The sequence below is a fragment of the Kosakonia oryzae genome (genome assembly GCF_001658025.2).
Lineage (GTDB): Bacteria > Pseudomonadota > Gammaproteobacteria > Enterobacterales > Enterobacteriaceae > Kosakonia > Kosakonia oryzae.
This window is the reverse complement of sequence record NZ_CP014007.2, coordinates 2043636-2058248: the sequence shown is the minus strand read 5'-3', so window position 1 is coordinate 2058248 and position 14613 is coordinate 2043636. Positions and strand designations below refer to the sequence as shown.

The 14613-nt window shown below is 52.7% G+C and carries 21 protein-coding genes; 1 reads left to right on the top strand and 20 read right to left on the bottom strand.

Annotated elements, in window-relative coordinates; all coding sequences use genetic code 11:
• Nucleotides 1-7: 7 nt before the first annotated feature.
• The 16 genes from gpG to AWR26_RS09760 form a co-directional block, all read right to left on the bottom strand.
• A complete protein-coding gene (gpG, locus tag AWR26_RS09835; RefSeq protein ID WP_064565444.1) occupies nucleotides 8-415 on the bottom strand; it encodes a phage tail assembly chaperone G in 408 nt (135 codons plus the stop codon).
• A 35-nt stretch (nucleotides 416-450) separates the two neighbouring features.
• Nucleotides 451-1188, bottom strand: coding sequence for a phage tail protein (locus tag AWR26_RS09830; protein ID WP_390883940.1), 738 nt, complete (start codon nucleotides 1186-1188; stop codon nucleotides 451-453).
• A 7-nt stretch (nucleotides 1189-1195) separates the two neighbouring features.
• On the bottom strand, nucleotides 1196-1594 hold the full coding sequence (gpU, locus tag AWR26_RS09825) for a phage tail terminator protein (protein ID WP_064565438.1): 399 nt from the start codon (nucleotides 1592-1594) through the stop codon (nucleotides 1196-1198).
• Nucleotides 1591-2142, bottom strand: coding sequence for a phage tail protein (locus AWR26_RS09820; RefSeq protein WP_064565435.1), 552 nt, complete (start codon nucleotides 2140-2142; stop codon nucleotides 1591-1593). Before AWR26_RS09820 ends, gpU begins: the two co-directional genes overlap by 4 nt.
• Before the next feature lie 9 nt (nucleotides 2143-2151).
• Complete coding sequence (locus AWR26_RS09815; protein WP_007371434.1) at nucleotides 2152-2427, bottom strand: DNA breaking-rejoining protein; 276 nt, start codon at nucleotides 2425-2427, stop codon at nucleotides 2152-2154.
• Nucleotides 2420-2743 carry a DUF2190 family protein gene (locus tag AWR26_RS09810; protein ID WP_064565432.1) on the bottom strand — a complete coding sequence of 108 codons (324 nt, stop codon included), beginning with the start codon at nucleotides 2741-2743 and terminating at the stop codon, nucleotides 2420-2422. Before AWR26_RS09810 ends, AWR26_RS09815 begins: the two co-directional genes overlap by 8 nt.
• A gap of 80 nt (nucleotides 2744-2823) precedes the next feature.
• Nucleotides 2824-4836, bottom strand: a complete 2013-nt coding sequence (locus AWR26_RS09805; protein WP_071892668.1) for a ClpP-like prohead protease/major capsid protein fusion protein — start codon at nucleotides 4834-4836, stop codon at nucleotides 2824-2826.
• Entirely contained in the window at nucleotides 4781-6283 is a 1503-nt protein-coding gene (locus AWR26_RS09800; RefSeq protein ID WP_064565427.1) for a phage portal protein, read from the bottom strand. Before AWR26_RS09800 ends, AWR26_RS09805 begins: the two co-directional genes overlap by 56 nt.
• Nucleotides 6280-6495, bottom strand: coding sequence for a hypothetical protein (locus tag AWR26_RS09795; protein WP_064565424.1), 216 nt, complete (start codon nucleotides 6493-6495; stop codon nucleotides 6280-6282). Before AWR26_RS09795 ends, AWR26_RS09800 begins: the two co-directional genes overlap by 4 nt.
• Complete coding sequence (locus tag AWR26_RS09790; RefSeq protein ID WP_064565421.1) at nucleotides 6492-8600, bottom strand: phage terminase large subunit family protein; 2109 nt, start codon at nucleotides 8598-8600, stop codon at nucleotides 6492-6494. Before AWR26_RS09790 ends, AWR26_RS09795 begins: the two co-directional genes overlap by 4 nt.
• Nucleotides 8600-9088: a DUF1441 family protein gene (locus tag AWR26_RS09785; protein WP_007371428.1), complete on the bottom strand. Its 489-nt coding sequence runs from the start codon at nucleotides 9086-9088 to the stop codon at nucleotides 8600-8602. Before AWR26_RS09785 ends, AWR26_RS09790 begins: the two co-directional genes overlap by 1 nt.
• A gap of 468 nt (nucleotides 9089-9556) precedes the next feature.
• On the bottom strand, nucleotides 9557-9775 hold the full coding sequence (locus AWR26_RS09780) for a hypothetical protein (protein WP_064565418.1): 219 nt from the start codon (nucleotides 9773-9775) through the stop codon (nucleotides 9557-9559).
• 98 nt (nucleotides 9776-9873) lie between these two features.
• Nucleotides 9874-10242, bottom strand: coding sequence for a hypothetical protein (locus AWR26_RS09775; protein ID WP_064565416.1), 369 nt, complete (start codon nucleotides 10240-10242; stop codon nucleotides 9874-9876).
• Nucleotides 10243-10327: 85 nt separating this feature from the next.
• Nucleotides 10328-10795, bottom strand: a complete 468-nt coding sequence (locus tag AWR26_RS09770; protein WP_064565413.1) for a lysis protein — start codon at nucleotides 10793-10795, stop codon at nucleotides 10328-10330.
• Nucleotides 10792-11232, bottom strand: a complete 441-nt coding sequence (locus AWR26_RS09765; RefSeq protein ID WP_064565410.1) for a lysozyme — start codon at nucleotides 11230-11232, stop codon at nucleotides 10792-10794. Before AWR26_RS09765 ends, AWR26_RS09770 begins: the two co-directional genes overlap by 4 nt.
• Nucleotides 11216-11539 carry a phage holin, lambda family gene (locus tag AWR26_RS09760; protein WP_007371424.1) on the bottom strand — a complete coding sequence of 108 codons (324 nt, stop codon included), beginning with the start codon at nucleotides 11537-11539 and terminating at the stop codon, nucleotides 11216-11218. The genes AWR26_RS09765 and AWR26_RS09760 overlap by 17 nt, the downstream gene beginning before the upstream one ends.
• A gap of 285 nt (nucleotides 11540-11824) precedes the next feature.
• Here AWR26_RS09760 and AWR26_RS09755 point away from each other — a divergent pair, with 285 nt between their 5' ends.
• Nucleotides 11825-12265, top strand: coding sequence for a DUF6367 family protein (locus AWR26_RS09755; RefSeq protein ID WP_139227910.1), 441 nt, complete (start codon nucleotides 11825-11827; stop codon nucleotides 12263-12265).
• Nucleotides 12266-12501: 236 nt separating this feature from the next.
• On the opposite strand, the gene AWR26_RS09750 is transcribed toward AWR26_RS09755, so the two are convergent.
• The 4 genes from AWR26_RS09750 to AWR26_RS09735 are packed head-to-tail and all read right to left on the bottom strand — an operon-like array spanning nucleotide 12502 to nucleotide 14529.
• A complete protein-coding gene (locus AWR26_RS09750; protein WP_064565404.1) occupies nucleotides 12502-12918 on the bottom strand; it encodes an antiterminator Q family protein in 417 nt (138 codons plus the stop codon).
• A gap of 14 nt (nucleotides 12919-12932) precedes the next feature.
• Nucleotides 12933-13985, bottom strand: a complete 1053-nt coding sequence (locus AWR26_RS09745; RefSeq protein WP_064565401.1) for a DUF968 domain-containing protein — start codon at nucleotides 13983-13985, stop codon at nucleotides 12933-12935.
• On the bottom strand, nucleotides 13970-14338 hold the full coding sequence (locus tag AWR26_RS09740) for a RusA family crossover junction endodeoxyribonuclease (protein ID WP_064565397.1): 369 nt from the start codon (nucleotides 14336-14338) through the stop codon (nucleotides 13970-13972). The genes AWR26_RS09745 and AWR26_RS09740 overlap by 16 nt, the downstream gene beginning before the upstream one ends.
• Entirely contained in the window at nucleotides 14335-14529 is a 195-nt protein-coding gene (locus AWR26_RS09735; protein WP_064565394.1) for a hypothetical protein, read from the bottom strand. The genes AWR26_RS09740 and AWR26_RS09735 overlap by 4 nt, the downstream gene beginning before the upstream one ends.
• Nucleotides 14530-14613: the final 84 nt, after the last annotated feature.

Genomic DNA, 14613 nt, shown 5'->3' with positions numbered 1-14613 from the left:
ACGAAATTCAGCTCACTGGCGTGGACTTTTCCGGTGTGGCGTTTTCTTCCCCGACGGACTCATCCTCATCAGCGCCTTCCTTTGCAGGGGGAAGCATCTGCGACATCTCCAGCACAACAAGTTCTGCCTGGCTGATTGCCGGAAGCGGCCATGTGGACATCACCTGTTGCTGCAGCTCATCAACCGACGGGCCAGTGATATTGGCCTGCCAGCGTGACATGGCCACCAGCCTGGACGCGACTTTTACGCCGACAATAGAAGCCATCTGTGTGCGCAGGGCCTCATCACCATCAGCCGGGATCTCCTTTGAGACGGTGGCGAGATAGCCAATATACTCAATGCGCTGAAGTGCGGAGAGTTCATAGAGAACGGTCTCTTCGCCGTTGAACTCAAATGTTACAGTTTTCAGAAACATGGATTACTCCGTGGGCGGGGCGTATGCCCCCGTGATCAGGAAACGACAATCTGAAGCTGCGCGACAAGCTGGCCGTCATTGGTCATCACGATGATGTCCGCCATACCGGCCGATTCGCCTTTATAAGTGAGTGTTGAGCCATCTGCGGTAACCGTCACGATGGCCGGATTACTGGAAGCGACACGGAAGGATTTATCCGTGGCGCCAGCCGGTGCAACAGTAACCGTCGCGGTGCCGCTATCCCCCACATTAATGGCATCAGTGGTCTTATCCATCGTCACGCCGGTGACGGCGACAACAGGATCACGCTGGTCTTCCGCCAGAGACGGTTTACCGTTATTGGTGATTTTCGCCGTACGGGTAATAACTTCGTTGGAGGGAATAGCTTTGCCAAGGCTGCTGGCCCACCCTTTGAACACGTCAACAGTGCCGTTGGGATACTTAATTTTGTACACACGCTCTTCACCGTTGTTAAACCAGTTAACCAGATCCTGTTGTCCGGATTCTCCCGGCTTCCAGGCCAGCGTAAAACTGGTATCACCGGCTGATTTTGTTCCCTGCGCCGTGGACGACCAGTCGGCATCCTCATCATCGAGGTAACTGTCGTCGTAGGACTCTGCCGTCATATCGCCCGGTGTCAGCTCTTTAATTTTCGCCAGCCGGGTCCAGTCGATATCGGACAGCGGATTGGCGTAGGGATCGCCGATCCCGTTATAGATCCACAGCGTTGTACCGGCACCCTTAACCGGTTCAGTAGGCGATTTCGCCATAATTCAGTCCTCACATTTGGTAGGTAATTGAATATCTGAGATCAACCGATCCCCAGGTCGTGGCCTCATCATCACGCTGATAGTCATAGCCGACCGGCAATAACGTTTCGGTAAGCGAGTCAAGCGCCGGAATATCAGCCATCACAGGATGAATACGGCTTTCAACCCAAGTGTCCAGCGCGGTGTCGGGCTCTGTTGCCTTGAGAAATACCTCGATATGCAGCTCCGCACTCCACATCTCGCCATCCAGCTGCGACTCTGAGCACTCGGCACCGGAGATATACACAGCGATCGCAGGTAAATCAGTGGCGTCAATAAAGGCGGGCCGCCCGTCAAAAAACGTCGTGCCGGGTGGTGCTACCTCCCTGAGAGCGGTAATGACCGAGGAACGGATTTCGGTATGAATCATTTGAGAATGAGCCTCAGCTGGTTTTTGAGTGCGGCGGCCATCTCCTTCGGCAGATCCGATTCATGCAGTGCACGGACCTCCCTGCCAAAGGCATCAGTCAGTGGAGCCGCAAGGGGGATGCTGACCACCTCTATCGGGTAACGGTTTTTCGTTGTACGCCTCAGCACATGCCAGCGACCGTTAGCGAGTTGCTGGATAAAGGCACCCGGAAACGAATATTTCCCGATCCGGAGAATGCTGCTGGCCCCACGGGCATCCTTTTTGTTGCGGGACAAACGCACGCTGGCAGTACCCAGTTTGATGGCAGGCAAATTGCCACGGTTGACGCGGATGGTCGCCACGGGCTTCCGGACGGTGGCTTTTTTGACGCGGGCGCGTTGTTTGATCAGCTTCTGGGGAAGCTTCTCAGCTGCGGCCACGGTCCTGACACTACGGGATACAGCCCGTGAAGCAATACGGTTAACCGCCTGGGCAGATGCACGCGGAACGGCAGTTTTGCTGATGCTCTCCAGATTTTGTATCGCCTGCTCAAGCCCTCTGATGGACATTTGCGCCTCCTACTCAATCCAGATTTGCGGCTTGTTATTGAAGGCCTGGTGACGGGTAACGCGGTATTGCTCTCCTCTCCAGGTAACGACATCGTCGCGCCGGGGCTGATACTGGTCGCTGAACACAACCAGTGAAAGCCCCTCGCCCAGCACCGGCCCCATCTCAGCCATAAACTGGCTTTCAACCGCATCATAATCGTTGCCGTTGATGGTGACAGTCCGGCCCATTTGCCGGGTGGTCGCCGCATCCATGCGCGCCACCATCTGATCAAAGGGATTAGACATTAATGCTGACCAGTACGGTCGTACTGCCAGCCACGGCAGGCTCCCATGCCTTACCGGCCGGTACTGCACTGGTTTCATCAAGCTGGATCTGGCCGTCTTTCAGATAAACCGCTTTGCCCTGGGCGATATCGTCAGCCGCCAGTTTGGGCAACGCCATAACCCCCTTTGCACAGCCATCACCCGTTTCACCAGGTTTAATCGTGGTGATGGCCACAGCAACCATGTCACCAACGGTAACCGGCGCGCCACTGAGAATGGCATCCGTCCCACTGTTGGTTATCGAAATGGTGTGTCCATCCTGAATATGATTTTTCATAAAGGTCCTCCACGGCTCCGGGTGGGGCCGTATTGCAGGCATAAAAAAAGCCCTGACGGGCTGGGGAGTTTTAAACGTGGTTATTTACCGGAAGACTTCACCAGGCCGCGATAATCCAGCGGCGCCACACCGGCATCGATGCGGACCTTGTTGACGATACCGTCAGAGGTGAAGCCTTCCATCTGGTCAAGGTACGGCGTATCCACACCATTGAGATACGCCACTTCGATGGTGTCTGTACCCTGCGCAGATGCCAGATACCACGCAGCTTTATCCGCATCATCAAGACGGGGCTCGCCAACGATGTCGGCGAAATTCTGCAACGGGTTGTTTACCCCGGAGTTGGCATCGGCACCTTTAACGCTGGACGATCGAATCGTCTGGCTGGCGAGCGTTTCCAGAGCCGTCGGCACAAGCAGGAATGCCGGGCGGATATTCAGGGAATGTTTCGACTCGCTGTCTTTCTGGGTACGCATCAACTGTCGGGCCGCATCAAGGCTCGCGATACTTATAGCGCCTGTGCTCAGGTTATTGTGGTCGGCGTGGAACAGCGCAACGCCATCCGAAAGTTTCGGGTTCGACGTCAGTACCTTATAAACCAGATCACCGATGGTGGATTTCGCCGCGCGCCCCATTTTTTCCGGAATGCCCGTGAGCTGGTTCAGATCGTCATTGATAATCGCCTGGCGGGTAATGGAGAAAAGCTTACCGTAGGTCGCCAGCGCAATCGGCTCGCCCCGGTCGCTGGTCGTGCCGTATTTATATTCAGCACCTTCGCGAACCTGCGGTAGCGCAGAAATATCATTGAGGCCGACGCGGTGAGATACTTTGAAGTCGGACAAGTCCCCCTTTTTCGTCCAGAGCTGGAAGGTTTCTTCGGACGCAGCCCATCCCGCCAGCAGCGACTTGTGCGCGACATCCAGCAGGATGTTACCAAAATCAGAAGTGCTGTGAGTAAAGGCCATCCCCACCATCTGCATCGGATTCAGGGATGCAACACCCACACCACGCTCGGTCAGCGACATGCGCGCCAGCTCACGCAGTGTCATGCCGTTGAACACATTTTCATTATCACGTTTTTCGTATCCGGCGCGAACCATCAGCGCCTGACGCACGCCGTCACCCACAAAATTGCCGTTCCCGGCATAGATATGTGCGGGCGCCGTTTTGTTGGAGGGGGTGGCGGTTTTTCCCAGCTCGGCCAGCAGCAGGTCTTTGGCCTGCTCGACGGAACATTCAGGATCCGCAACACATCTGGCCTGAAGCTCCTGGTGTTTACCGCCAAACATCGCGAAAAGATCGCCGATGCCGTTAACACGGGCTTTCTGCTCCGCGAGCACCTGCGCGCGAATGGCCGTTTCGTCAGCGACCGCAGGGGCTGACGGGGCGTTTTGCGGTACCGGATTTTCGCGCTGAGTACTGTTGCGCGGCGGCACGATCATATTACGAATGCTGCTTGGCATCTTTTCAAATTCCTCGATACGTTTGGAATGGATACAGGCCATCGCCTGCAATGACGGGGTAACCTGATCGGCGAAACCGAGGGCAAGGCACTCCGTGCCATCCATCCAGGTTTCGTCTTCCAGTAAGGCGGCGATCTCTTCACTGGATTTGCCAGTTTTCTGTGCATAAGCCGGAATAAGCACGGATTCGACCTTATCAAGCAGGTCAGCGTAATCGCGCATATCGTTGGCATCACCCCCTGCAAAGCCCCAGGGCTTATGAACCATCATCATGGTGTTTTCCGGCATAATGACGGGATTGCCGACCATCGCAATGACGGAGGCCATCGATGCAGCCAGACCATCAATGTGAACAGTGATGGACGCACCGTGATGCTTCAGCGCATTAAAAATGGAGATGCCGTCAAAGACATCGCCACCCGGTGAATTGATGTGAAGATTAATGAGGCTGACGTCGCCCAGCGCCTTTAAATCGCTGACAAACTGTTTTGCCGTTACCCCCCAGTAGCCAATTTCGTCGTAAATAAAAATATCAGCTGTGCTGTTCCCACTGGCCTGCATACGGAACCAGGAGTTACTTCTTGCGCTGGCTTTCGGACGGTGGGGCGCCCGGTTCTTTGACTTCGGCACTGGTGCCTCCTTTATCGTTGGAAGGGTCTGTATCAAACACCAGCCCCAGTTCTTTGTTTTCATCGATTTCTGCCTTCCGGCGCGCTTTGACATCGTCCGGATTGCGCCCGCTGGCACGCACCCAGTCAGATTCCGTCGCCGCGCCACCCCTGATTTGTGTTTTCCAGGCGTTTGCCTCTTTGACCGGGTCAATCCACGGCATCACCGGGCCGGAATAAACCGCGTTATAAAGCGTGTCCATGTCCGTGCCGCGCGGTACCGTGATTTCGCCGGAGGCCACAGCCATTTTCAGCCAGGCCCGGTACATGGGGCGGGTTATCGCGCCAATAAACCAGTTCTGCAGGATGAGATAGCCATCTGTGGACTCCACCAGCTCCTGCCGCTGCGCGCTGTAGGTGCCGTTGTAGTTTCGTGCGGTACTCGAAAAGCTGAGGCGGGTTCCGGCGGCGACGGCACGCAGCTGCCCGTTGCGGAATGTTTCCAGGTTCGGATTGGGGCGGTCTGATTTAATCATGCCAATCTCTTCACCCGGTTGCAGGTCGTCATACAGCATGCCCGGCTGGATCATCAGCTCGCGGTCATCCTTTCCGGCGCTGTCTTCGTCGTAGCTTTGCCCGTCCCCTTTTTTGATATACATCCCCAGCGCGGCGGCAATCCGGGCGGCAATCAGCTCCGAATCCTCATACTCTTTCAGTGCGCTGAGCCGCATCAGCACGCCGGAGAGCAACGAATTGCCACGGGTCTGATGTAGACGGCGGGTATACTTCAGGTGCAGCATGTTTTCTGCATCAACGTTCTTCGTATCGAGTTGCTTCCCGGTAACGGGCAGGATTTTATAAACCTGGTACGCTTTCGGGCGTCCCCAGTCATCCAGAAAAACGCCCTGGCTCAGTTTCAGGGATTCGTCACTGGTCATCGGGACAAAATCCGCCTCAAGCGCCTCAAGCCAGAACGGGATCCGTGCAGACGGAACAAGGCTGTTGCCGGTACCGCTGACCATCTGGGCAAACACTTCACCATCCCTCAGCCAGCTGCGGAGCATGAGCCGCTCCAGCATGGGGCGGGTAAACTGGCCGGTGACCTCAGGCTTAACGGACCATTCGGCAAATTTTTTACGGATATCCACCACCAGCTTTTTGGCAATCTTCCCGTTGCTCATTTTCGGGTGAGGCTCAACAACGATCCCGTTGGCACCCACAACCCGCTCTTCGAGCTTGTCGAAGATGCCGATCACCAGATCGTTATTGTTATCCAGCCAGCGGGCCTGCTCACGCAGAGAGGCCGCCCCCATCTGGCTCAACTGGTTAGCCGAGCGATTTTCCCGGCGGGCCTTGTGTGTCCGTGACGGCCGGGCCGCCTCGTATGCCTGAATAACTGCCCTGGCCCGCAGCCGTGACGCTTTCCATGCCGGAGAAAATATGCCGATTGCATCGTCCAGAATGGTCATCCGAACCTCGCCAGTTTGTAGCCCGGATTGCCCCGGCGCTTGTTACTGATGGTGGCCAGACGACGCTCCCATTCCTGCCGCCCCTTGCGGATCTCAGCAAGATTTTCAAAGCTCATCTGTTGCCCGTTAAAGGTGATGGACTTGCCGCCCAGCACCGCCATTTCTGCGTCGGTATAACGCTGGATCATGGCCTCAATATCACTCTGGTTCACAGCCAGCCTCCTGACGTAGCCCACGGATTGTTTTCTGTTTCAGATTGCGGCTTCTTGCGCCGGGTTTTGGCTACCGGATCGGGTGTCGCAGTCGCCGGGGATGTCGCTTCGCCAGTTTCCGGCGGCGCGTCCTCCAGCCACGTTTCCCGCCGTGCCCAGTCTGGCGCATCCGGCCATTTAATCTTTTCGTAGCCGTGAAGGATCGCCAGTGCATCGGCGTAGACCAGCAGGTCAAAGGCTTCGTTCGCGCCTCGTCCGGGTTTGCTCCATTTGCCATCAGCAGAACGCTCCTCATAAGTCAGTTCGTCGTAAAACCACGCTCCCAGCCATTCAGGAAAATGGACGTAACCCGGCCCCGGCGAGTCCCGCCACAGGGCGTTATTCACACGATCCTTAAGGGAGTCGGTCTGGAGCAGATAAAGCGGAACATCACCGGCGGCTTTAGCCCGGCGCGCGGTCCTTCCGGTGTTATCCGGAAAAGTCCGGGAGATCAATTTAGCCCGGCGCTGGCTGTCCCCTTTGAACAGGAACACCCGTTTGCCAAGGCCTTCCCGGCGGCACTTACGCCAGAATTTGTACGCGTTGTCGGTAACACCATCCTCCCCACCGGAGTCAACGGCCATTGCCATAAGCCGCATGCGTTTTGTCGGGTCACTGGCAAGCGGCCAGGATTTTTCAAACACATCGCTCAAAAGCAAATCCCAGTCCTCCGGGTAACCCGACGGGTCAACCTGATAACTTTCACCGTCACCGTTAATGCGCAGTGACTGGCGGATGTTGTAGCGATCAACAATCCAGCGCTCACCCTGCGCACCGTAGCCCATGACCTGAACCACGAAACGGCGGTTTTTCCCGGCCTGCACATCGACGGTTGCCGCAATAAAACACACGCCATCCGGGACGGACCGTTTCGGTACAATCTCCGCCCGCTGCTCCAGCAGTTCGCTTTTACGCTGCTCCATGCTGGCGCGCGGGAGATAGGGCCGCCCAAAGTCGGTGTTTACCACCGTTTTTAACGTCTCTTCGCTCTGTGTTGCTTCATACTCCTGCTCTGCTGTCAGGAATTTGTAAATCATCTGCGCCCACGTCTGGTAAGCCGCTGCCGGTCCCTCCATCCAGAAGGAAGCAATACGTGAGCGACGCGGTTCGCCATACCGGTTACCGTCCCGGTCTATTTTTTCCCCGTCGCGAAGCCAGACATGCCGGATGTTCAGATCGCGCTTCATCTCTGGTGTAATTTTTCCCTGGCATGCCGGGCACTGGAGATAAGCGGCTTCACTTGCCAGAACGGGATCAGGCGATTCCCTGTAGCCGGTCATATTGGCAATTTCTGGCTGAAAATATTCGTGGCAATGCGGGCACTGCCAGTACAGGCGACGGCGATCGCCACGGTTGAACAGGGACAAGATGCCGGTTGTTGGCGGCGCTTCATGTGCGGTTGCTGGTCGCCATTTTGTGTCGCGAATGTCGCGCCCGGGTGAACTTTCCACGAGCGTCATGCCGCCGGACATAAACGTGGTCGTGCGCTTTGAACCGAGGGAAAATGCATCGCCCTCCCCGTCAATGTCTTCGGGGAAGCGGTCATAGTCGGTTAAGGCCACGCTTTTATAATCCGACGATGACATGATATTGACCGATGGCCAGCCGAGTTTCAGGTAGTTACCTGCCCGGAATGTCCGGTCATGGACATTGTTGTCATTGCGGCGGGGACTCAGCCGTGATTTAACCTCCGGGCTGCAGCGGAAGGTGCGGTCGAGGCGTTTCTTGGAGTGTTCCCGCGCTTTCTCCTCTGAAACCTGAATCACCAGCATGTCCGCCGGATCGCAGACGATGTTATATACAATCCAGCCATCAATCAGGCCGATGGTTTTGCCGGTTCGTGCAGGCCCGACAAACACCACCGCATCGTATTCCCTGGACGCAAGGCAATTCATCGGCTCGATAATATAGGGAGCAAGATTAGGATCCCACGGAACGGAGTTACCCGCGCCCATCGGCACACGCATGTATGAACTGACCGCATCAGCCACCTTCATACGACGCGGGGCACGTAAAATGCCGGAGACATCGCGGCGGATCACCCTGGCAGATGCCCGTTTGGCCATCAGTCCTCCTCTGGCTCTTCCTCCTCTGGTTCGGCGTCCATCACTTTTTGTGCCACCTGGTCGCGCAGATCATCAATCACGCTCTGCACGCGGGAGACCGCAACCGGCGTCAGCGCGCAGTCGCGTTCAAGGATGTCCGGGAGTGTTTCAAGCACCATAACGACGGCTTTCGCCATTAATGAAAACTCACGGGCAACATCTTCAGCCGGTATGAGCTGCTTTGTATCGACCTCGAATTTCAGCCGCTCGTTTTCAGCTTTCCAGTGTGCAAGCCGGTCGCCTGGCGGCATATCCTCAAGACTGGCGGATACCGTCGGGATCATCAGTTCGCACAGGATGTCAGTGACGAGATAAAGTTTTAGCTTGCTGTTACTGCCGGGGGCCGGGCTGACATTTTTCAGCCGCGCGGCGACTGTCTGGCGGTGCACGCCGGTGATACCCGCGAGCTGGTTGATGTTGAGCTTTAACGCTGCAATTTCCTGGTCCATGATGGTGAACACTTTTTGAACAATTCGACATCATTGAAAATCGGGCAGATTAAAAATCAATAACCTGCGCACATGATGATGATGACCATAGATCACGAAAACCAGCCGCTTTCCGCGACCTCGCCGCCCCGTGGCATGGACCCCCTCCGGGAGTACCTAAATGATAATTATTCGTATTTAAAGTGAGATTTGACATAAATAACACCATTTTGGACGTTTAGACGGCCAAAAAAAACACCCAACCGAGTGCGATACAGACGTCCAAATGGCAAAACCGGATTTTTTCTGTTGGATCACCAAAGTCAGGCAGGATCGTGGTTATTTCCTTTCAGATATGTGCCTGTCGCATGAGACAACCGCCCGAGAAAACAGCATTACCCAGGCTCACGGCTGAAATACTCTCGGTTGTTTAACGCATGGGAAGCGCAATAAAAAAGCCACTAACGAATGCCAGTGGCTTAGGTTCAGTTATTTTTTCAGTGCTGTCTGTATCACATCGGCTAATGCTTCAATTTTTTTTGTTACGTGATCTAAATCGTAACCAGACTTCGCTCCGCTGAATGCAGTTGCCGCTGACACAGAAGCTTTTGCAATTTCTAGTGCTGCCTGGACAGCAAGTAATCTTTGTCGTTTAGAATGGCCTTCTTCTTCGGTTGTAGCTGTACCATCAAAATAACCTTCAAGCATATGACCTCCTTTTATAAACGGAGGTTACAGATTACGCCTAAGATTTATCTCAATAAAGCATTATCACAGACACTCAGTAAATGCCTGCTGTGATCCAATTATTCTTTATTGAATTTTAGTTTATTGAAATGCGCAATCGCATTTTCCCTTTTTTCTTGTTCTAATTCCTGCCTTTTCAATTCAGCTTCTTCCGCGCGCACTTTGGCAGCTTCAATTTCTTCAGTTGCCTTTTTGCAAATTTCATTTAATGAATCGATTTGATGTTGCATTTCTTCAAAGGGGCATTGGACTACAACCCAATTATTTTGAAGCCTAACGTTACGCTTCATCATATCCATAGACTGCCTATGAAGAGCTAAGAACACATCCTGCCACCCCCTATCTGGTATACCATCCAGCTCGAAATAGCGTTCCCCCATATTAGGACTTGTACTACTAATTTCTTGATTAATTCCTATTATTTTCATAAAAACCTCTATTTAAAAAAGGAAATTATTATATTGCTTATAATCTAATGGCAGTGATCGATATCACATTTGTGAGAGTTTTTAATTACTGGCACTGCTCTCTTATATACTGCTGCAAATAACCGACCTGCTTAGTCACTACGGCGATACGCTCTCTGAGGATGAAATAATCCCGTTGAGCGGAGTCTGTAAGTCTGGGGCTGGTTGCATCGCCCACGCCGCCGGTGCCGGGCGCTCCGTCCTTTCCACAGGTGGCGTTGAGACGCAACCTACGCTTGCCATCAGCAACATCGCGTTCAAGCTGATCAATAGTGGCCTGTGCATTTGCCAGTTCTCCGGTATATTTCGCATCCAGCGCAGCAACTTCACGCTGACGCACCTGCATATCTGTGATAGTGTCCTTAACCAGCTTCAGATCGCTGGTGGATTTATCACGCTGCGCTTTGTAGGCGAGCGCGTTCTCACGGTAGTGATTAGCGAACAAGGTGAGCACTGCCACCAACGCTATGGCCGATAACTGGAGCCAGTAGCGCTTTAACAATGCCTCAATCACGATATGAACAGAGCGAACTCCGCCTCACGGCGACGGGTCAGTCCGGCAAGCTCCCTACCACCGGCTTGATTCCAGCGCGGAAATTCATCCGCTGCGCCATCGTAATCACCGGCATTTAGCTTTTTCAGGAGCGTGGACCTGGAAAGTGCGCGCGATCCAAGATTGTAGGCAAACGACACCAGCGCATCAAACTGCCCCTGAGTCAGCTTCACCTTCACCAGTTTCGACACGTCATTTTCGTAACTTACCATGCCAATTTTAAGCAGGCGCTCAGCGGTTTCAGGCTTGATGACCATCCCCTTAGAGATAGGTTTACCGTCAACCGGCTGCGTCCAGCCATAACCAATCGTCCACACGCCGACGCTGTCCTGATATGCCGTAAGCCGCAGACCTTCAAACTGCTTAATTAAGGCGATCCCTTTACTGCTGATTTGCATCATCCACCCCTGCTTTTCTGGCGGCGAAGCGTTTGATGAAGCCGCCGATAAAATCTGTTCCAACGTAGCCAATAAACACACTGGCGATATACGACAGGTTTTTAGCCAGACCGAAGAAATCCAACAGGTCACGGGCAAACCAGGCGATCATCGCGCACATGGTGGCATCGATAAGCGTTTTCATTATTGGTCCGCCGTTATAGCGTCCCCGGAGATACGCCATTGCAAACGCCAGCATCGCGCCAATACCCTGCTCTTTTGCAGCCAGTAGAGCAGCAATGAAATCTTGTTTGTAAGGCATTTTCATAGTCTCTCACCTCCGATTAGACGGGGTGCTGTGATGGTTAAATTCTTACACCCTATCTCTTCAGTAGAAGTGAGGGTTTGATATGGCTTGCTCAGTTATAATTAAAAAGTTCTCTAAACTAGCCATTTAATTAGTTATCGAAATATGGCGTCCTTTTGTGCTCTCTGTTATCTTCATTTTCATAGGGTTACTCTCCATCATCTTAGCTAGTGAGATAGCGAGTAATCCAAGAATCACACCTAAAATTACATTTCAAAACCAGCCAAATAAGGATCGATGATGAGTATGTTGACTGAGATTACTGACGGCTTACCTGAGGGCTATGTTTTAACGGCTCAAATCATTCTCAATGATGAAATTGAAGTTCTTAGCATTACTACCGAAAGCTGGAAGGAAGATTCAAACTCTGGACTTTACTACCGAGTAGACCCGGCAAACACAAATACCAATACACAAAGACATATACATATAGCAGCTAAAAAACACACTTCGTCAAAAGATAAACAAGTTTCATGGAATCAAGATGCTTCACGACACGACGCCCATAGCTTTAATGATAGTTTTACAAAAAGAAATGCTGCGGAGAGACTTGCGAAAAAAATATTAAATATTGGCCCTAATGTTTCGTTAGAAGCATACCAAGATGACGAATTAAGCTCCCTCATTTTAGAAAGCGATAACAATAATGTCGACCAAGTAAGTATTTATAGAATTAAAATTGAGTGATTTATCTTACAATAAAAAACCCGCTCAGCGGCGGGTTTTTTATATCTCGAGTTCGTGAAGAATGACCTGCAACACTCGCCGCTAATTTTAAAACGAACGGTGCTTATCACCGTTCTTAACCCTCTCGCCAAAACCTACCAAAATATAGCACTGATTTATGAAATCCCTCAGAGCCGAAGCGAGGTTTTAAAATCATTTTAAGTTCGTGTCTAAGTGACCACTCTTAACACGTTAAATCAAAAAACGCGGACCGCACTAGAACATTTTTGATTTTTTTCTATAAATACCACCTCATCCATCTCAAGCCGGATATCTAGCATAGAAAGGCACCCCTCGATAAAACCTTCAGCCAGCATCATTTCGATACGGATCTGTTTCTCGCTCTTCTTCCGGTTCTTCGCCATTTTGCGCTTCGAGATCATGTAAACGTAATATCCCACTAGCAAGTGGTAATCATAGGGGCGTTTTTTTATCAGCCTTGCCATGCAACCTTCGATAATCAACCCATCATTGTCAGAACATGTAATCCGCGTTTTACTGGTCTGTGGCAACAAACCTTTGAACCCTGCGGCAATAGGCGAATAATCCACATTGCATGAATCACTTGCTGCCCATGCCCCCCACAGTTCCAATATCTTTTGAATATCGCGCATCAATTATCTCCACTTCACGCCAGAACGCCGAGCGCGAATGCCCGGTCCAGCAATTTGATGATTAACTCCGGCTGTGTGCCGTATTTACGTTCGAACGCAGCTACTCCGGCGTTACCGTGCAGTTCATCGTGATGTTGTCTACAGAGCGGGATGGTGAACGCATCATGTGCTTTAGTGCCAGTTCCGCCCTGCCCCCAGCCAATAAGATGATGTGGATCGTCGGCAGGGTTGCCGCAGCATTCGCAGGGTTGAGTTTTTACCCATTCAAGGAATTTCGGATTTTCCCATCGACTGCGCTTGGGAAGTCTGAAAAGCGTTTTCGGAGCCACAGGATCAACAATCAGAGACACCACGGGCTTTTCGCGTACTGGTTCAAATCTGGCATCCAGAAGCTCAGTAACGCCGGGGGCAGATGCGTGTTTGGCAAGAATGCTGGTGGTCGGAACTGACGGGACAATGTCACTTTCACGCATAACATCTGGTGCGATCAGTGCCGGAAGTTGTAACGCCTTCCGAGCCATATCCCCTGGAACCGCTGACAATACATCCCGGCAAAACGCCCACCAGCAAAGCTCTGGCAGCGTTAATTCATGATCATCCCTGAAATGAAGAAAGCCACGCGCGGCGCGGATAACATATTCAGCGGCATTTTTACTGGCTATGGCAGAAAGTTGATCGAGAGACTGCTCGCGCAGCTGGTTATCGCAACTCCAGCAAAGCCGAACCGCCGCTGGTGGGTAACGCAACGTTACCATCTCAGAGTGGTGATAGTCAGAGTGCGGCCACTGGCAACCGGCACGCATTCCGCGTAACCAGTATTCAACACCGTCTACTCCACCAGCAGCAGCAATAACTTTTTCGTTGGAAAAAAAAGGGGCCAACGCAGGATCTGCAATCAAAGGCTGGTGTGCAGGTGGAACTTCACCGCTGGGTAAGTGGGCCATATTGGCTGGCTCCATCTCCACCAGCACGCGTCCGGATGCAAAGAGCGACATCAGATGTTTGCCGGGTTCCAGTAATACGATGCCCATTTCCCGTGATATGGCAGGCTTCAGGAGAATGCGCATAAAGCATCCTCCTCGATAATAATCTGGCCAGATTCACCCCATAGTTTTGTAACCCGTGAATCCCAAATGTGCGCATCGTTTTCGAACAAAGCATCAAGGAGCGCTTTCTCAAGGTTGTCTTTGTCAGGTTTCACCTGGTGTGGCTTCCCGTTCATCTCAGCACGCTTCTTTTTGCTCCAGCTCGCAGGCATCGGCAGAATAAAGGTGATGTGCGCCCCGGCAGCGGGCAAGACGACGCCACGGATCCGAACCTCATCGCGAAACGCACGATAGCGCATCACCTCCGGTCTTTTTTTCCATTTGTCAGAGCGGGTCATACGGGGTTTGCCCATCGGCACAATAGGATAAATCATGAGCGCCCCCTGAATTTTGAGTCACCGCGACGGGGCGCTTTATCTTCGGGCAAGAATGCGCTGACGATCCATGAGAGATAGTCAGGCGATAGGGATTTCTCCGTCTCGACGCCTCTGGCTGTATATCGAGCAACAAGCTCTTTAGCCTGGCTTTCTGTCAGATCGGTGTGATGAAACCAGCCTTTTTTCATGCAGCCTCCCGGTGGAGACAGCAGAAATCGCTGGCGCTGATTAGCGTCAGTTTAATGATGCAATTTTGTGGGGTTTTCTGCGCC